Raw genomic sequence first — 17,058 nt, 5'->3', positions numbered from 1 at the left:
GATCCTATCCCCTCTCAGCGACGGAGTTCAACATGGCCGAGGCACCGCAGACCACCTTCAAACGCGTCCTGCTGAAAATCTCCGGGGAGGCGTTGATGGGAGAGCAGGGCTACGGCCTGAACCCGCCCACCGTCGAGCGCATCGCCCGCGAGGTGAAGAGTGTGCACGACATGGGCGTCGAGATCTGCATGGTGATCGGCGGCGGAAACATCTTCCGCGGCCTTGCGGGCTCGGCCCAGGGCATGGAACGCACCACCGCCGACTACATGGGGATGCTCGCCACGGTGATGAACGCGCTTGCGATGCAGTCGGCGCTCGAGGAGCTGGGGGTGTTCACCCGGGTGATCTCGGCCATCCGCATGGACGAAGTCGCCGAGCCCTATATTCGCCGCCGCGCCGTGCGCCACCTCGAGAAGAAGCGGGTGTGCATCTTCGCGGCCGGCACCGGCAACCCCTACTTCACCACCGACACCGCCGCCACGCTGCGCGCCAACGAGATGGCCTGCGAGGCGATCTTCAAGGGCACCAAGGTCGACGGCGTCTACGACAAGGATCCGGTCAAGCACGACGACGCGGTGCGCTACGACAATGTCAGCTATGACGACGTGCTGGTGAAGAACCTCAAGGTGATGGACGCCTCGGCCATTGCGCTGGCCCGCGACAACAGCCTGCCGATCATCGTCTTCTCGCTCGACGAGCCGGGCGGCTTCCGCGGCATCCTTGCCGGGCAGGGCACCTATACCCGGGTCAGCGGCTGACGCTTGTCTGCCGTGCCCTAGGTCCGGCGCGGCACCGGCGGCACGGCCGGACGCCTCCGGCGGGAGTATTTTTGACGAAGAGAAGCCAGGGGCGCAGCGCTCCTGGCTTCTTTGGTTCAAAAATACCTCGGGGTGAATTGGCGCACGGCGCCAAGAGGGGGCTGGCCCCCCCGCCGCGCCTGCCGGGAAGGGCCGCGCCGGGACAGGGCGCGGCGCGATCGTTCAGCCCAGATGGATCCGGCCCTCGGGAAAGCGGACCCGGGGGACCGAGCGGGTGGCGAGGAAATAGCCCAGCGTCAAAGGGCCCACGCGGCCTATGAACATGATCGCCATGATGACCACGCGTCCCGGTTCGGTCAGCTCTCCGGTGAAGCCGCGCGACAGGCCGACCGTGCCGAAGGCCGAGGCGACCTCGAAGCAGACGTCGAGGAAATGGCCCTCCTGGGTGGCGCTCAGGATGAACACGCCGATGAACACCAGCACCACGCTGATCGCGGTGAGCGCCATGACCTTGAGCACCTCCGGCAGGCCGATCGAGCGTCCGAAGGCGTTGAGCTGGGTACGGCGCTGGAAGAAGGCCACCGTGGCGAGGCACATTACCACGAAGGTGGTCACCTTGATTCCGCCCGCGGTGGAGGTCGGACCGCCACCGATTAGCATCAGCGAGATCACCATCAGCGCGGTGCTGTCATGCATGCCGGCCACGTCGACGGTGTTGAAGCCGGCGGTGCGCGGCGTCACGCCCTGGAACCACGCCACCATGATCCGCAGCCACGGGCTGTCGAACTGCCCCAGCGTCTCGGGGTTGTGCCATTCGAGCGCCGCGAAGGCGCCCCAGCCCCACAGGATCAGCGCGGCGCTGCCGGTCAGCATGATCTTGGTGTGCAGCGAGAACCGCGACCAGCGGCGCAGCCGGGCGATGTCGTCGATCACCACGTAGCCGATGCCGCCGACGATGAAGAGCAGCGGGATCACGACGTTCACCACCGGGTCGCCGGCGAAGGGCTCGAGCCCGGAGGAGAAGGTCGAGAAACCGGCATTGTTGAAGGCCGAGACCGAGTGAAACAGCGCCACCCAGAGGCCGCGCCCGAGCCCCAGCATCGGCACGAAGCTTACTGCCAAGAGCGCCGCGCCCAGCAGCTCGCAGATCAGCACCACCTGGAAGATCCGCTTCACCAGCCGCATCAGCCGGTGGAGCGAGCTCTGGTTCAGCTCCTCGCGCAGGTAGATCTGCCCTGTGAGCCCAACCGGCACGCGCAGCGCAGCAAGCACCAGCACGGCGAAGGTCATCAGACCCAAGCCGCCGAGCTGGATCAGCACCATCAGCACCGCCTCGCCGAACATGGTGAACGCGCCCACCGGATCGACGACCGACAGCCCGGTCACCGTCACCGCCGACGTGGCGGTGAAGAAGGCCTCGGACCATGTCATCGGCACCAGAGTGGCGCCGGGCAGCTTGAAGCTCAGCGCCCCCAGCACGGTGAAGACGAAATAGAGCGCCGCGAGGCTCAGCGGCGGCGAGACATGCAGCAGCCGGCGCGCAAGGCGCTGCCGCGAGACGCTGAGGCCGAACGCCACCGGGATCAGAGCTCTTCGCCGAAGGCCCGCAGGTCTCCGCGCTTGCCCAGGACCAGGAGCCGGTCGTCCTTCTGCAAGGTCGCAGCCGGGTTGCTGCAGTCGCGGAACTCGGTGCCGCGCATCACCCCCAGAAGCCGCAGGTCGGGGCGTTCAGCGAGCGTCAGATCCGAAATCGCCGCCCCGTCGAGCCGCTCGGGCAGCAGGATGTTGACCACGCTGTAGCCATTGCCGAGGCTGACATAGTCCTTCATCGCCGGGTTGTTCAGCATCTGCGCCGTGTGGCGGCCCATCTCCTGCTCGGGCAGGATCACCCGGTCGGCGCCCAGTTTCGACAAGATCCGGTGGTGGGTGCGGTTGGCCGCCTTGACCCAGATCCGGTCGAGCCCGAGCAACCGCAGGTTCATCGTGGTCAGGATGCTCGACTGGATGTCGGACCCGATGGCGCAGAGCGCCACGTCGTATTGGTCGATTCCCGCCTCCCGCATGGCGGTCTCGTCGGTGGTGTCGAGAATCGCCGTGGCGGTGAGTGTATCGGCCATCCGGGCGACCAGTTTCTCGTCGGAATCGACGCCCATGACATGGTTTCCGAAACGGGCGAGTTCCTGCGCGACGGTGCTGCCAAAGGCGCCGAGACCGATCACGACAAAGGTGGAGTGGGAGCGAGGCAAGCGGCTCTCCTTCTTGTGGGCGCTGTCCTGACGCGGGACGGTTTCACCGGGTCGTGGCCAAGTCAAGAGAGCCGGACCGAGCACCGGGGTCGCACCGCAAACCGCTATACATCCGGGGTTTCCTGCCTTAGAAAGCGTTCGGAACGAAAAACACCTGAGCGGGCAGACCAACATGTCAGAAGATTTCGAACTCGATACCGACGATCTGAAGCGCCGCATGGATGGCGCCATGGCGAACCTGCGCACCGAATTCGCATCGCTCCGTACCGGCCGCGCCTCGGCCTCGATGCTCGAGCCGGTGCAGGTCGAAGCCTATGGCCAGATGACGCCGATCAACCAGGTCGGCACGGTGAACGTGCCCGAGCCGCGCATGGTCACCATCAATGTCTGGGACAAGGGCCTGGTGAACAAGGTCGAGAAGGCGATCCGCGAGTCGGGCCTTGGGATCAACCCCCAGATGAACGGCACCATCATCATGCTGCCGATCCCCGAGCTCAACGAGGAACGCCGCCGCGAGCTGGGCAAGGTTGCGGGCCAATATGCCGAGCACGCCCGCGTGGCGGTGCGCAACGTGCGCCGCGACGGCATGGACCAGATCAAGAAGGCCAAGGCCGACGGCATGTCCGAAGACGACCAGAAGTTCTGGGAGACCGAGGTTCAGGAGCTGACCGACGCCTACATCAAGAAGGTCGATCAGTCGCTCGAGACCAAGCAGGAAGAGATCATGCAGGTCTGAGCCCGACCGGCGGCGCCAGAGGCAAAGGGAGGGGCCTTACATGCCCAAACCGATCCGCGATGGCGCCGGTCCGCGTCATGTGGCGATCATCATGGACGGCAACGGTCGCTGGGCACAGCGCCGGGGTCGTCCGCGGCTCTTTGGCCACCATGCCGGGGCCAAGCGGGTTCGGGAGATCGTCGAGGCCTGCCCGGATCTGGGCGTGGGCTACGTGACGATCTTCGCCTTTTCCACCGAGAACTGGAAACGCACCCAGTCCGAGGTCGCGGGCCTGATGAGCCTGTTCCGGCGCTACATCACAAAGGAGGCGCGCTCGCTTCTGGGCGAGAACGTGCGGGTGCGCTTCATCGGTGATCGGGTGCGGCTCGATAGCAAGCTGGTGACGCTCATGGACGAGCTCGAGCAGCTGACCGCCGGTTGCACCGGGGTGAACCTCACCATCGCGATCAACTACGGTGGCCGTGACGAGGTGGCCCGCGCCACCAAGCGCCTTGCCGAGGACGTCGCGGCGGGCCGGCTCGATCCGGCAAGCGTCGACGAGGAGACGCTGCCGAAATATCTCGATACCTGCGTGCTGCCCGATCCCGATCTGGTGATCCGCACCAGCGGCGAGGCGCGAATCTCGAACTTCCTGCTCTGGCAATCGGCCTATGCGGAGTACGAGTTCGTCGACACGCTCTGGCCCGATTTCAGCGCCGATGAGTTCGGCTCTCTGGTGAGTGCCTACGGCTCACGCGAACGCCGTTACGGAGGCGTGAAGGCATGACCAGCTCAAGATGGACCGACCTCAAGCCCCGGGTGCTCTCGGCGGCGGTGCTGATTGCCTTGGCGCTGGCCGCGGTGTGGATCGGCGGGATCGCCTGGCGGGCCTTCATCTCGCTCGCCTGCGGCATCATGGTCTGGGAGCTTGTGCGCATGGTCGACACTGCGCGCGACAAGTCGGCCAACATCCTCGGCGTTCTGGCGGGGCTCTGCGCCCTGGCCACGCCCTACCTGCCGCCTGCCTTCGCGTTGCCGCTGCTGCTGCTGCCGTCGATGGCAGGGTTCGGTCGGATGGAGCGCGGCGGCGTGACCTTTGCCGTCTTCACCGCGATGATATTGCTCGCGGGTTACGGATTTATGAAGCTGCGCAGCGATTTCGGGCTGATCTGGATGCTCTGGCTGGTCTGCGTCGTGGTGATCACCGATATCGGCGGCTACTTCGCCGGGCGCTCGATCGGCGGGCCGAAGCTCTGGCCGCGTGTCAGCCCCAAGAAGACCTGGTCCGGCGCCATCGCCGGCTGGGTCGGCGCAGCGGTCGTCGGGCTGATCTTTGCCGGCACCACCCATGCCGGGCTTGGCCTCATGGGCATTTCCATCGCGATCTCGATGGCGAGCCAGATCGGCGACATGGCCGAGAGCACGATCAAGCGCCGGGCCGGGGTCAAGGACAGCTCGAACCTGCTGCCGGGCCATGGCGGTCTTCTCGATCGCTTCGACGGGATGCTGGGCGCGGCGCTGTTCCTGCTGATTGCGGGCCAGATCGTGGACTTTCCGCCGGGGCTTGAATGAGACGGATCTCGATTTTCGGAGCCACCGGCTCCATCGGGCAGAACACCATCGACCTGATCAAGCGCGACCCCGAGGCCTACCACGTGGTGGCACTGAGCGGCGGGCGCAACATCGCGCAGCTGGCCGAGGATGCCCGCGCGCTGAAGGCCGAAATTGCCGTTACCGCCGATCCGTCGCTGCTGCCCGAACTGCGCGAGCGGCTGGCGGGCAGCGGTGTCGAAGCCGCGGCTGGTGAGACCGCGCTGGTCGAGGCGGCACACCGCCCGGCCGATTGGGTGATGTCGGCCATCGTCGGCGCGGCGGGGCTGCCGCCCGGGCTGGCCGCACTCGAGCAGGGTGCGACTCTGGCGCTTGCCAACAAGGAAAGCATGGTCTGCGCGGGCCCGCTGGTGATGCAGACGGCGCGCGCCCATGGCGGCGCGGTGCTGCCGGTGGACAGCGAGCATTCGGCGGTGTTCCAGGCGCTGATCGGCGAGGATCTGAGCGCGGTCGAGCGGGTGATCATCACCGCCAGCGGCGGCGCCTTTCGCGACTGGCCGCTCGAGAAGCTGGCGACGGCGACGCCCGAGCAGGCCGCGACCCATCCCAACTGGGACATGGGGCAGCGCATCACCATCGACAGCGCCTCGATGTTCAACAAGGCGCTCGAGCTGATCGAGACCAAGGAATTCTTCGACATCGACCCGGGGCTCATCGAGGTGCTGGTGCACCCTGAATCGATGATCCATGCGCTGGTCGGTTTCAACGACGGCGCGCTGATGGCGCATGTGGGTCCGCCCGACATGCGCCATGCCATCGGCTTCGCGCTGCACCATCCGCGTCGGCTGGCGCTGCCGGTCGAGCGGCTCGATCTGGTCAAGATGGGGCAGTTCACGTTCCGCGAGGCCTGCGAGATCCGGTGGCCGGCGCTGCGTCTGGCGCGCGAGGTTATGCAGGCGGGTGGGCTTTCGGGCGCGGTGTTCAACGCCGCCAAGGAGCGCGCCCTCGACGCCTTCATCGCAAAGCGCATCGGTTTCCAGCAGATGGCCGAGGTGGTCGAGGAAACACTTCAGCGTGTGTCTGCCCAAAGTGGCCTTATTGCGGCCCGTATCAATCTTGATAACGTGCTTGCGGCTGACCATCTCGCCCGTAGGACCGCGGACGAGATAATGAAAATAAGTGAGAGGTAGAGCTTTTGGACCTAGCGCAGCTGATCCCGCAATTCGGAGGCGTGATATATACGCTCGTCGCCTTCGTCGTGGCGCTTTCGGTGATCGTGGCCATCCATGAATACGGCCATTACATCGTCGGGCGCTGGTCCGGGATCGATGCGGATGTGTTCTCGCTCGGCTTCGGGCCTGTGATCTACTCCCGCTACGACAAGCGCGGCACCAAGTGGCAGATCGCCGCGCTGCCCTTCGGCGGCTACGTCAAGTTCAAGGGTGACGCCAATGCCAGCGGCGGGGCCGATCTCGACAGCCTCGCGCACATGTCCGAGGCCGAGCGCCGGCGGACCATGAACGGCGCACCGCTCTGGGCCCGGGCCGCAACCGTGGCCGCCGGTCCGGTGTTCAACTTCGCACTGACGATCCTGATCTTTACCGGGCTCTTCATGGTGCAGGGCAGGGTGACCGAGCCGTTCACCGTGGGCGACCTGCGGGCGCTGCCGGTGGCGCAGGAATTGCGCGAGGGCGACGAGATCCTCGCCATCAACGGTGCGCCGATGCCGTCCTTCGACGATGCCGAGGGCTTCGAGACCTTCATGCAGGGCCTCCCGCACGAGCCGGTGCTGCCCTATACCGTCTCGCGCGACGGCCAGCAGCTCGAGGTCGACGGGCCATACGTCTATCCGCCGCTGGCGACCCAGATCGTGCCGCGCTCCGCTGCAAACGAGGCCGGGCTCGAGCCGGGGGACATCATCCTCAACATCGACGGCGAACCCGCTTTCGCCTTCGAGCAGCTCAAGGAAAAGGTCGAGGGCTCCGAGGGTGCTCCGCTTGCTCTGACGGTGTGGCGCGAGGGCGAGACGCTCGAACTCGAGATGACCCCCAAGCGCACCGACGAGCCGCTGCCCGAGGGGGGCTATCACACCGTCTATCGCATCGGCATCGTCGGCGGTCTGGCCTTCGAGCCGGCGACCAGCATGATCGGCCCGGTCGATGCCTTCCTCGGTGGCGTGGAGCGCACCGGCAACATCATCTCGGGCTCGCTCTCGGGGCTGTGGAACATGGTGATCGGCAACATCTCGTCGTGCAACCTGTCGGGGCCGATCGGCATCGCCCAGACGAGTGGCGCGATGGCGAGCCAGGGCGGCCAGAGCTTCATCACCTTCATCGCGGTGCTGTCTACTGCGGTGGGCCTGCTGAACCTGTTCCCGGTGCCGGTGCTCGATGGCGGCCACCTCGTGTTCCACGCCTGGGAAGCGGTGACCGGCAAGCCGCCTTCGGACAAGGCGCTGAACGTGCTGATGTCCATCGGCCTGGTCCTGATTCTGTCGCTGATGACCTTTGCGCTGACCAACGATCTCTTCTGTCCCTGAGGGACAGTCTCCCGCACGGAAACCGACGCCGCGTTTTCGTGCGGGCTATGCCGCAAAACAGCCGCAATGGGCGTCTAGGAACTGTTCGGAAACCAATTTCTGGAAACCGGCTGGACCACCATGCACACGCTTCAAACCGGATATCGCGGCCTCGGCCTGCTCGTCATGATCAACTTGGATCGCGTTCTCAGCGTCCTCGCGATTGCGGGCGCGTTGTATTTGGGCGCCTTTCTGGGATCGCTCTGAAAACGGGCCGTTTCGGCTTTTGACAAGGTACCTCAATCCCGATACTCACGTTGAAAAATAAAGGCGGAGTGGATTGAAGGATGACCCAAGGGCTTTCAGGGGCCAGCCTCCTGCGTGGCGCGCGCAATCTTAAAATTGGCAGCTCGCTAGCGGCGCTTTCTGTCGCAATATCAGTGGCTTTCACGGCGCTCCCGGTGCCGTCCCAAGCCCAGACCTTCTCTTTCAGCAACGTCTCGATCGAGGGCAACCAGCGGATCGAGGCCGGCACCATCCTCAGCTATGCGGGCATCGCGCGCGGGGCACCGGTTTCGGGCGGCGAGTTGAACGCGGCGTATCAGCGGATCGTCGCCTCCGGCCTGTTCGAGACGGTCGAGATCGTGCCGCAGGGCAACACGCTGCTGATCCGCGTCACCGAATATCCGACGATCAACCGCATCGCCTTTGAAGGCAACCGCCGGATCAAGGACGAGGATCTCGCGGCCATCGTCGCCACGCAGCCGCGCCGGGTCTACAGCCCGAGTGCCGCCGAGCAGGACGCCAATGCCATTGCCGAGGCCTACACCCAGCAGGGTCGCATCGCAGCACGGGTGACGCCCAAGCTGATCCGGCGTTCGGACAACCGCGTTGATCTGGTCTACGAGATCTTCGAAGGCGGCGTCACCGAGGTCGAGCGCATCTCCTTTGTCGGCAACACCGAGTTCAGCGACCGCCGTCTGCGCCGCGTGCTCGAGACCAAGCAGGCCGGCCTGCTGCGCGCGATCATCACGGCGGACACCTTCATCGCCGACCGGATCGAGTTCGACCGCCAGCTGCTGCAGGATTTCTACGCCTCGCGCGGCTATGTCGACTTCCGCATCACCGGTGTGAATACCGAGCTGGCCTCGGAGCGCGACGCGTATTTCGTGACCTTCAACATCGAGGAAGGGCAGCAGTTCGACATCGGCGAGATCAGCGTGCAGTCCGATCTGCCGGAGGTCGATACCCTGCTGTTCCGCGACGCCATCAAGATGAAGTCGGGCCAGACTTACTCTCCGTCCACGATCGAGAACGAGATTGCGCGTCTCGAGCGGCTCGGCGTGCAGGAAGGGCTGACCTTTGTGCGGGTCAATCCGCGCATCACCCGCAACGATCGCACCCAGACCCTCGACGTGGCCTTCGAGATGACCCGCGGCGAGCGCATCTTCGTCGAGCGCATCGACATCGAGGGCAACACGACCACGCTCGACCGCGTCGTGCGGCGGCAGTTCGACACGGTCGAAGGCGATCCGTTCAATCCGCGCGCCATCCGCCAATCCGCCGAGCGCATCCGCGCGCTGGGATTTTTCTCCGAGGCGGATGTGAATGCCCGCGAAGGCACCACGCCGCAGCAGGTGATCATCGACGTCAACGTTGAGGAACAGCCGACCGGCTCGATCGGTTTCGGCGGCTCCTACTCGACCTCGAACGGTCTGGGCCTGTCGCTGTCCTTCAGCGAACGCAACTTCCTTGGCCGCGGCCAGCGTCTGTCTGCCGGGGTCAGCACCGCCTCGACCAACAACAACTACTCGTTCAACTTCGTCGAGCCGCGCTTCCTCGGCCGTGACCTGACCTTTGGCCTCGGCGCCAGCTACTCCGCGACCGAGCAGGAATATGCCGAGTTCGACACCGGCCGCGGCGTCTTCCGTCCGAGCATCGGCTTCCCGGTTTCTGATTTCGGCCGTCTCAGCCTGCGCTACACGCTTGAATACAGCGACATCCTCAACACCGACGACGGCGATGCCGGCCAGATCATCCGCGCCGAGGAAGACCTTGGCGAGCGCTGGGACAGCAGCCTCGGCTACACGTTCAGCTGGGACACACGGCGCGACGGCCTCGATCCGAACGCCGGTGTTCTGCTTGAGTTCGGGCAGGATTTCGGCGGGCTCGGCGGCGATACCAGCTTTATCGAGACCAACCTCCGTGCCGTTGCGCAGCAACGCGTCTGGAACGAGGAAGTCACCCTGAGGGCCACCTTTGAGGCCGGGGCGCTGAACTACACCAGCGGCCGCAGCCGAGTCACCGACCGCTTCCGTCTGAACGACTCCACGCTCCGTGGCTTTGAGTACGGCGGCATCGGGCCGCGGGAATTCAACGACGCAGAGGACGTGGACGACTCGCTGGGCGGCAACTACTTCGCCGTGATGCGGCTCGAAGCGGAGTTCCCCATCGGTCTGCCGGATGAATACGGCATCACCGGCGGCCTGTTCTACGACATGGGATCGGTCTGGGGGCTTGATGACGCGACCACGTCGACGACAACGAACGACATCCTCTACGAGGATTTCAGCCTGCGTCACGTGATCGGCTTCTCGGTGTTCTGGGACTCCGCGCTCGGGCCGCTCCGGCTGAACTTCTCGCGTCCCTTGGTCAAGGAAGACGAGGACCGCGAACAGAACTTCAGCCTGACCGTCTCGACAGAGTTCTGAGATGGTCCGGGCCCTGAGGCATCTCGTCCTCGCGCTCGGCCTCGGATTGGCCGCAGGGGCCGCGTCCGCACAGGGCGCGGATCCCGGCATCGTCGAAAGCGACTTTCTCACGATCGAGTTCGACCGGCTGTTCGCCGAGAGCGCCTATGGCGAGCGCGTGGCGGCCATGCTCGAGCAGGAGGGGACCGAGATCGCCGCCGAGAACCGCCGCATCGAGGCCGAGCTTACGTCGGAGGAACGCGAGCTTACCGAGAAGCGCGCAACTCTCGACCCGATGGAGTTCCGTGCGCTCGCGGATGCGTTCGATCAGAAGGTGCAGGGGCTGCGCCGTGAACAGGACGCCAAGGCCCGTGCGGTCGGCGAACTCTCCGAACGGCTTCGCCGGGAGTTCATCACGGCCTCCGAGCCGGTGATCGAGCAGATCATGCGCGAGGCCGGTGCCGTGGTGATCCTCGAGAAGCGCTCGCTGTTTCTCTCGGCCGACGTGATCGACATCACCGACGCGGCCATCGCCCGCATAGACGCCGAGATCGGCGATGGGTCCGAGGCGTCCGAGGCTCCGGCTCAGCCCTGATCCGGCCTCGACGCTTGCCCCGTCACGCCGCTGTTGCTAGGGACGGGTCGACAGATCGACAGGAAAACACCATGACCGACACGTTGCTCACCGCGGATATCCAGCTGATCCAGCGCATTCTGCCGCACCGTTACCCGTTCCTCCTGGTTGACCGGGTGGTCGAGATCGACGGCTACAAGTCGGCGGTCGGCATCAAGAACGTGACCATGAACGAGCCGCATTTCCAGGGCCACTTTCCGGGCCAGCCGATCATGCCGGGCGTCACCATCGCCGAGGCCATGGCGCAGACCGCCGCCGTGATGGTGGGCACCGCGCTCGATCTCGCCGACAAGGACCTGAAGGTCTATTTCATGGCGATCGACAAGTGCAAGTTCCGCCGCATGGTGGTGCCGGGCGACCAGCTGCGCATGAACCTCACCACGCTGCGCGGCAAGCCCGGCGGCAAGGTCTGGAAGTTCGGCGGCGTGGCCGAGGTCGAGGGCGAAATGGCCTGCGAGGTCGAGTTCACCGCGATGATGGACCTGCCGACGTGACCGAGACACAGATCCATCCCGGCGCCATCGTCGAGGACGGGGCGCAGATCGGCGAGGGCTGCATCATCGGCCCGTTCTGCCATGTCGGCCCCGAGGTCGTTCTCGGGCCGGGCGTCGAGCTGAAATCGCACGTCGTGGTCACCGGCAAGACCGAGATCGGAGAGGAAACCGTGGTGTTTCCCTTCGCGGTGATCGGCGAGATCCCGCAGGACCTCAAGTTCCGCGGCGAGAGCACCAGACTTGTGATCGGCAAGCGCAACCGCATCCGCGAGCATGTCACGATGAATTCCGGCACCGAGGGCGGTGGCGGGGTGACCAGCGTCGGCGATGACGGTCTGTTCATGGCCGGCTGCCACGTCGCGCATGACGTGCAGGTTGGCGACCGGGTGATCCTGGTCAACAATTCCGCCGTGGCCGGGCATTGCGTGATCGCCGATGATGTCATCGTCGGCGGGCTTTCGGGCGTGCACCAGTGGGTGCGCATCGGGCAGGGCGCGATCATCGGCGCGGTGACCATGGTCACCAACGACGTGATCCCCTACGGCCTCGTGCAGGCGCCGCGCGGCAAGCTCGACGGGCTCAACCTCGTGGGGCTCAAGCGCCGTGGCGTGAGCCGGGCCGACATCACCGCGCTGCGCGCCGCGTTCCAGATGCTTGCGCAGGGCGAGGGGGCGTTTGCCGACCGCGCCAAGCGGCTCGGGGACGAGACCCAGAGCGAGCATGTGCGCGAGATCGTCGATTTCATCCTCGGCGACAGTGATCGTCATTTCCTGACCCCGGGCTGAGCGCATGCTGGCGCTGATCGCAGGGCAGGGCGCCTTGCCCCGCGCGGTGGCCGACGCCTGCCCGGAGCGCCCTCTGATCTGCGCGCTCGAGCCGCATATGCCCGAGGGGCTTGCGGTCGACCGCAGCTTCCGGATCGAGACGCTGGGCAGCTTCCTGCACTGGCTACGGAAGCGCGGCGTGACCCGGATCTGCATGGTCGGCCGCGTTGCGCGTCCCGAGATCCGGCTGACCCAGCTCGATTGGCGCACTGTGCTGATGCTGCCGGCCTTTCGTCGTGCATTGAAGCGCGGCGACGACGGGGCGCTGCGGATTGTCATCGGTCTGCTCGAGGGCGCGGGGTTCGAGGTCGTGGGGGCGCATGAGGCCGCCCCCGACCTGCTGCCACCTTCAGGCGTTCTGACGCAGGTGCAGCCCGGGGCCGCCGACATCGGCGCGGCACGGCTGGGCGATCAGGTCAGCCGCGAGCAGGGCGCACGCGATTTCGGGCAGGCCTGCGTGATCCGAGACGGCGCGGTGCTGGCACGCGAGGACGAGGCCGGCACCGACGCGATGATCGACGCGCTCGAGGCCGCCGCTGGCGGCGTGCTCTACAAGGCCGAGAAGCCGGGACAGGACCACCGCGCCGATCTGCCGGTGGTCGGCCCCCGCACGGCTGAGGGTGCCGTCCGGGCGGGGCTCTCGGGCATCGTGCTGTCAGCGGGTGGCGTGATGATGGTCGACCGGCCCGCGATGATCGAGGCGCTCGACGCCGCCGGGCTGTTTCTCTGGGTGCGGGAGCGCGACGCATGAAGGTCTATATCACGGCAGGCGAGCCCTCGGGCGACAAGCTCGGCGCGTCGCTGATGGAGGGTCTCAAGGCCCGGGTGCCCGAAGTCCAGTTCACCGGCATCGGCGGCGAGCGGATGATCGGGCAGGGGCTCGAGAGCCTGTTTCCCATGGACGAGATCTCGGTCATGGGGATCACCGAGATCCTGCGCCAGTACGGCAAGCTCAAGGCCCGCATCCGCGAGACCGCCGAGGCGGTCATCGCCGCCAAGCCCGACGTGCTGATCACCGTTGATCTGCCTGAATTCTCGCTGCGGCTGGCAGAGCTCGTCAAGGCGCGCTCCGACATCCGCGTGGTGCATTACGTGGCGCCCACGGTCTGGGCGTGGCGCCCGAAGCGCGCCACCAAGATGGCGCGCCATGTCGATCAGGTGCTGGCGCTGCTGCCCTTCGAGCCGCCCTACATGGAAGCCGCCGGGATGCGCTGCGATTTTGTCGGCCACCCGGTGGTGACCGAGCCGCAGGCCGGCGACGATGATGTTGCGGCCTTCCGCCAGCGCCACGATCTTGGAGACGCGCCGGTCGCGCTGATCCTCCCCGGCTCGCGCCGCTCCGAGGTGTCGCGCCTCGCGCCGGTCTTCGGGGACGTGGTCGCTCGGTTGCAGCAGGAACGCCCGGATCTGCGCTTCGTCCTGCCCGCCGCAGCCCCGGTGGCACCGATGGTCGAAGAGCTCTGCGCAGGCTGGGCGGAGCCGCCGCTGGTGCTCGACCCGCGCAAGCTGGGTGAGGATATGGCTGCCGAGAAGCGCGCTGCCTTCGCCGCCTCCGACGTAGCGCTCGCGGCGTCTGGCACGGTCTCGCTCGAGCTGGCCGCGGCCGGCACGCCGATGGTGGTGGCCTATGACATGGGCTGGCTCTCGCGCGAGATCATCGGGCGGATGCTGCTGGTCGACACGGTGACGTTGGTCAACCTCGTGTCCGAGACCCGCGCCGTCCCTGAGTTCATCGGAAAGGCATGCCGTCCCGCCCCGATCGCCGATGCGTTGCTGTCCGTGCTCGAGGCGCCGCAGGCGCAGGTCGAGGCGATGGCGCTGACCATGGAGCGGCTGGGCCGCGGTGGGCCGCACCCGGGCGACCGCGCTGCGCAGGCGGTGCTGGAGGGGCTGGGGCGGGGCTGAGCCGCCCGGCCGGGGGCTCATGAAAAAGGCCGCGGGATGTTCCCGCGGCCCTTTTGTTTCTGGTCCGTGTCCTGTCGCGCTTACTGGCGCAGCTCGGAGGTCTCGTCGAAGCCGGCGGTGAAGCCCGACAGCGACATCTCGAGCTCGACGCGCTGGTCGGGTGCCAGCGCGGGCACGATGGCGACCGTTGCGGCGCTGCCGGCCTTGAAGCGGGCGATGTCGTCGGCGGTGAAGCCCACGCGCGCGTAGCAGCCGACCTGCGTGCAGAACGAGAAGTCGTAGCGCTTGGCCTGACCGCCATCGACGGAGATGGAGAGCTTTTGCGTCAGCAGCGTCTCGAGCGGCACGACAAAGGTGCCGCCGGCGACGACCTGGCCACCGTTTTGCAGGCGGAACACGCTGACTTCGGCCACGTCACCACCGTTCTCGTCCTTGAGAAGCTGGTACATCTGGCAGGGGTCCTCGGCGTTGGTGCCCTCGGGCACGCGCAGGCACTGCACGTCCCAGTCGCCGTGGGTCGACTTGGTGTAGGTCTCGGCCTGCGGGTTGCCGGGGGTGGCGTCAGCGTCGGATTCCCCCATGCTCAGCGCACCGCCGATGGGGCTCTGCGACTGTTCAGCGGGCTGTTCTGCTGGCTGCTCGGAGGACTGCGCGCTGTCCTGGGCAAATGCCGGTGCGGCAGAGAGGCCGGCCACGAGCGGCAGGGCCCACAGGGCGGAAAGCAGTCTGGTCATGGAAACTCCCTCGGAATGGTCATGAGTCCTCGTCCGAGTATCACGGCGCCGACGCGGTGTCAGGCCGGAATTGCCGCGCCCCGGACACAATGGCGGGAAGCCGCAAGCCGGTGGAACAAAAGAGAAAAGGGACCAGATGGTCCCTTCCCCCTTGCTCCCTGCCGGACCGGCCGGCTTTGTCATTGGCCGAACGCTACGAAACTCTCATGAGGCGGTCAACAGGGTTTCTCACGTCAGCGCGATCACAACTGCATAAAAAGGCCGCGCCCGAGAGCGCGGCCAGTCTGACAGGGAGGAAGTCTGCCCGAAGCAGGAGAGGACATGATGCCCCGGGCAAAAAAGATACTGGCCTCAAAAGGTTAAGATTGTATGGTCGAGGCGCACGCGCGTGGAGGTCCGGCATGGAGAGTGGCGTTTTTTTAGGCGGTGGCGGAGAGGGCTACGGCGACAAGCAGCATCTGGTGCTGAAATACGCAAATCGGCACGGGCTGATCGCGGGCGCCACCGGCACCGGCAAGACGGTGACGCTGCAGATCCTCGCCGAAGGCTTCTCGGCCGCCGGCGTGCCGGTCTTTCTTGCCGATGTGAAGGGGGATCTCTCGGGGCTGTGCAAAGCCGGCAGCGCGGGGGGCAAGCTGCATGAGGCCTTTGCCAAGCGCAACGCCACCATCGGCTTCGATGACTTCGCTTATTCTGCCTTCCCGGCGGTGTTCTGGGACCTGTTCGGCGCGCAGGGCCATCCGGTGCGCACCACCGTGGCCGAGATGGGGCCGCTCTTGCTGGCGCGACTGCTCGAGCTGACCGATGCGCAGGAGGGCGTGCTCAACATCGCCTTCCGGCTATCGGACGAGCAGGGGCTCCCGCTTCTGGATCTCAAGGACCTGCAGGCGCTTCTGGTCTGGGTCGGCGAGAACGCGAAGGAGCTGTCGCTGCGCTATGGCAATGTCTCCACCGCCTCGATCGGCGCTATCCAGCGCCGGCTCCTGGTGCTCGAGAACCAGGGCGGCGACAGGCTCTTCGGCGAGCCGGCGCTGGCGCTGGCGGACTTGATGCGTTGCGCCCCGGACGGGCGTGGCCACGTCAACATCCTTGCCGCCGACGCGCTGATGGGCGCCCCGAGGCTCTACGCCACGTTCCTGCTCTGGCTGCTGTCGGAGCTGTTCGAGGAGCTGCCCGAGGTCGGCAATCCCGACAAGCCGAAGCTGGTGTTCTTCTTCGACGAGGCGCATCTCTTGTTCGACGACGCTCCGAAGGCGCTGGTCGACAAGGTCGAGCAGGTGGCGCGGCTGATCCGCTCCAAGGGGGTGGGCGTGTATTTCATAACTCAGAATCCTGACGACATCCCCGAGGACATTCTCGGGCAACTCGGCAACCGGGTGCAGCACGCGCTGCGCGCCTTCACCGCGCGCGACAAGAAGGCCCTGCGGCAGGCGGCCGAGACCTATCGCCCGAACCCCGCCTTCGACACCGAGGTGGCGATCCGTGAGGTCGGCACCGGAGAGGCGGTGACCTCGATGCTGCAGGAGAAGGGCGTGCCGGGCATCGTGCAGCGGACCCTGATCCGACCGCCCTCGTCGCAGCTGGGCCCGATCACGCCGGAGGAGCGCGCCGCGGTGCTGAGGGGCTCGACGCTCGCGGCGAAATACGACACGCCGCTCGACCGGCATTCGGCCTACGAGATCCTCAAGGCACGGGCCGATGAGGCGGCGCAGGCAGCGGAGGAGGCAGAGCGCGCCGAAGTGGACTTGCGAGGGGCCGAGGACGCTGGCGACATGATACGCGAGTATAACCGCGCGCGGCGCTATGATCCGACACCGCGTGCCAAGCCGATGCGCAAGACCGCGAGCAAACCGCGCTCCAGCCGCTACAGCGCGCCGAATTCGATCGGTGAGGCGCTGGGGCAGGCGGTGCTCAAGGAGCTTTCGGGCACCACCGGTAAGCGCCTCGTGCGCGGCATTCTCGGCGGACTATTCAAGGCACGCTGAACGC

The 17,058-nt window shown here is 66.3% G+C and carries 16 protein-coding genes; 13 read left to right on the top strand and 3 right to left on the bottom strand.

The window, feature by feature from the left end; all coding sequences use genetic code 11:
• Nucleotides 1-32: 32 nt before the first annotated feature.
• Entirely contained in the window at nucleotides 33-758 is a 726-nt protein-coding gene (gene pyrH, locus JF542_RS03510) for a UMP kinase (RefSeq protein WP_007800550.1), read from the top strand.
• A gap of 222 nt (nucleotides 759-980) precedes the next feature.
• On the opposite strand, the gene JF542_RS03505 is transcribed toward pyrH, so the two are convergent.
• On the bottom strand, nucleotides 981-2,336 hold the full coding sequence (locus tag JF542_RS03505; protein ID WP_007800549.1) for a TrkH family potassium uptake protein: 1,356 nt from the start codon (nucleotides 2,334-2,336) through the stop codon (nucleotides 981-983).
• A 5-nt stretch (nucleotides 2,337-2,341) separates the two neighbouring features.
• Nucleotides 2,342-3,004: a potassium channel family protein gene (locus JF542_RS03500; RefSeq protein WP_207074759.1), complete on the bottom strand. Its 663-nt coding sequence runs from the start codon at nucleotides 3,002-3,004 to the stop codon at nucleotides 2,342-2,344.
• A 172-nt stretch (nucleotides 3,005-3,176) separates the two neighbouring features.
• Between JF542_RS03500 and frr the strand changes: the two genes are divergently transcribed.
• The 11 genes from frr (at nucleotide 3,177) to lpxB (ending at nucleotide 14,335) form a co-directional block, all read left to right on the top strand.
• Nucleotides 3,177-3,740, top strand: a complete 564-nt coding sequence (gene frr, locus JF542_RS03495; protein ID WP_007800545.1) for a ribosome recycling factor — start codon at nucleotides 3,177-3,179, stop codon at nucleotides 3,738-3,740.
• Between the two features lie 40 nt (nucleotides 3,741-3,780).
• Nucleotides 3,781-4,506, top strand: coding sequence for a polyprenyl diphosphate synthase (gene uppS / locus JF542_RS03490; protein ID WP_007800543.1), 726 nt, complete (start codon nucleotides 3,781-3,783; stop codon nucleotides 4,504-4,506).
• Nucleotides 4,503-5,291: a phosphatidate cytidylyltransferase gene (locus JF542_RS03485; RefSeq protein ID WP_007800542.1), complete on the top strand. Its 789-nt coding sequence runs from the start codon at nucleotides 4,503-4,505 to the stop codon at nucleotides 5,289-5,291. The genes uppS and JF542_RS03485 overlap by 4 nt, the downstream gene beginning before the upstream one ends.
• Entirely contained in the window at nucleotides 5,288-6,460 is a 1,173-nt protein-coding gene (gene dxr, locus JF542_RS03480; RefSeq protein ID WP_207074758.1) for a 1-deoxy-D-xylulose-5-phosphate reductoisomerase, read from the top strand. The genes JF542_RS03485 and dxr overlap by 4 nt, the downstream gene beginning before the upstream one ends.
• Before the next feature lie 5 nt (nucleotides 6,461-6,465).
• Nucleotides 6,466-7,809: an RIP metalloprotease RseP gene (rseP, locus tag JF542_RS03475; protein WP_207074757.1), complete on the top strand. Its 1,344-nt coding sequence runs from the start codon at nucleotides 6,466-6,468 to the stop codon at nucleotides 7,807-7,809.
• Nucleotides 7,810-8,135: 326 nt separating this feature from the next.
• Nucleotides 8,136-10,499: an outer membrane protein assembly factor BamA gene (gene bamA / locus JF542_RS03470; protein ID WP_207074756.1), complete on the top strand. Its 2,364-nt coding sequence runs from the start codon at nucleotides 8,136-8,138 to the stop codon at nucleotides 10,497-10,499.
• 1 nt (nucleotide 10,500) lies between these two features.
• Entirely contained in the window at nucleotides 10,501-11,073 is a 573-nt protein-coding gene (locus JF542_RS03465) for an OmpH/Skp family outer membrane protein (RefSeq protein WP_207074755.1), read from the top strand.
• A gap of 71 nt (nucleotides 11,074-11,144) precedes the next feature.
• Nucleotides 11,145-11,606 (top strand): 3-hydroxyacyl-ACP dehydratase FabZ, encoded by a 462-nt coding sequence (gene fabZ, locus JF542_RS03460; protein WP_007800536.1) that lies wholly within the window; start codon nucleotides 11,145-11,147, stop codon nucleotides 11,604-11,606.
• The gene (gene lpxA, locus JF542_RS03455; protein ID WP_207074754.1) at nucleotides 11,603-12,391 is read left to right on the top strand and encodes an acyl-ACP--UDP-N-acetylglucosamine O-acyltransferase; all 789 of its coding nucleotides are present in this window, start codon (nucleotides 11,603-11,605) and stop codon (nucleotides 12,389-12,391) included. Before fabZ ends, lpxA begins: the two co-directional genes overlap by 4 nt.
• Before the next feature lie 4 nt (nucleotides 12,392-12,395).
• A complete protein-coding gene (locus JF542_RS03450) occupies nucleotides 12,396-13,181 on the top strand; it encodes an LpxI family protein (protein WP_207074753.1) in 786 nt (261 codons plus the stop codon).
• Entirely contained in the window at nucleotides 13,178-14,335 is a 1,158-nt protein-coding gene (lpxB, locus tag JF542_RS03445) for a lipid-A-disaccharide synthase (RefSeq protein WP_207074752.1), read from the top strand. The genes JF542_RS03450 and lpxB overlap by 4 nt, the downstream gene beginning before the upstream one ends.
• Nucleotides 14,336-14,415: 80 nt before the next feature.
• Here the strand turns inward: lpxB and JF542_RS03440 are convergent, their stop codons facing one another.
• Complete coding sequence (locus JF542_RS03440) at nucleotides 14,416-15,069, bottom strand: invasion associated locus B family protein (protein WP_007800532.1); 654 nt, start codon at nucleotides 15,067-15,069, stop codon at nucleotides 14,416-14,418.
• Between the two features lie 401 nt (nucleotides 15,070-15,470).
• On the opposite strand from JF542_RS03440, the gene JF542_RS03435 reads away from it, so the two are divergent.
• Entirely contained in the window at nucleotides 15,471-17,054 is a 1,584-nt protein-coding gene (locus JF542_RS03435; protein WP_207074751.1) for a helicase HerA-like domain-containing protein, read from the top strand.
• Nucleotides 17,055-17,058 lie beyond the last annotated feature (4 nt).

It is taken from the genome of Salipiger bermudensis (genome assembly GCF_017309175.1).
GTDB lineage: Bacteria > Pseudomonadota > Alphaproteobacteria > Rhodobacterales > Rhodobacteraceae > Salipiger > Salipiger bermudensis.
The sequence above is the reverse complement of the archived record's forward strand: the minus strand, read 5'-3'. Positions and strand labels throughout refer to the sequence as shown.

Bases quoted from the DNA above. Each gene is read 5' to 3' on its own strand.
- bamA (WP_207074756.1), top strand. From the start codon at position 8,136: ATGACCCAAGGGCTTTCAGGGGCCAGCCTCCTGCGTGGCGCGCGCAAT.
- frr (WP_007800545.1), top strand. From the start codon at position 3,177: ATGTCAGAAGATTTCGAACTCGATACCGACGATCTGAAGCGCCGCATG.
- dxr (WP_207074758.1), top strand. From the start codon at position 5,288: ATGAGACGGATCTCGATTTTCGGAGCCACCGGCTCCATCGGGCAGAAC.
- fabZ (WP_007800536.1), top strand. From the start codon at position 11,145: ATGACCGACACGTTGCTCACCGCGGATATCCAGCTGATCCAGCGCATT.
- JF542_RS03450 (WP_207074753.1), top strand. From the start codon at position 12,396: ATGCTGGCGCTGATCGCAGGGCAGGGCGCCTTGCCCCGCGCGGTGGCC.
- JF542_RS03465 (WP_207074755.1), top strand. From the start codon at position 10,501: ATGGTCCGGGCCCTGAGGCATCTCGTCCTCGCGCTCGGCCTCGGATTG.
- JF542_RS03485 (WP_007800542.1), top strand. From the start codon at position 4,503: ATGACCAGCTCAAGATGGACCGACCTCAAGCCCCGGGTGCTCTCGGCG.
- lpxB (WP_207074752.1), top strand. From the start codon at position 13,178: ATGAAGGTCTATATCACGGCAGGCGAGCCCTCGGGCGACAAGCTCGGC.
- JF542_RS03440 (WP_007800532.1), bottom strand. From the start codon at position 15,069: ATGACCAGACTGCTTTCCGCCCTGTGGGCCCTGCCGCTCGTGGCCGGC.
- pyrH (WP_007800550.1), top strand. From the start codon at position 33: ATGGCCGAGGCACCGCAGACCACCTTCAAACGCGTCCTGCTGAAAATC.
- JF542_RS03435 (WP_207074751.1), top strand. From the start codon at position 15,471: ATGGAGAGTGGCGTTTTTTTAGGCGGTGGCGGAGAGGGCTACGGCGAC.
- uppS (WP_007800543.1), top strand. From the start codon at position 3,781: ATGCCCAAACCGATCCGCGATGGCGCCGGTCCGCGTCATGTGGCGATC.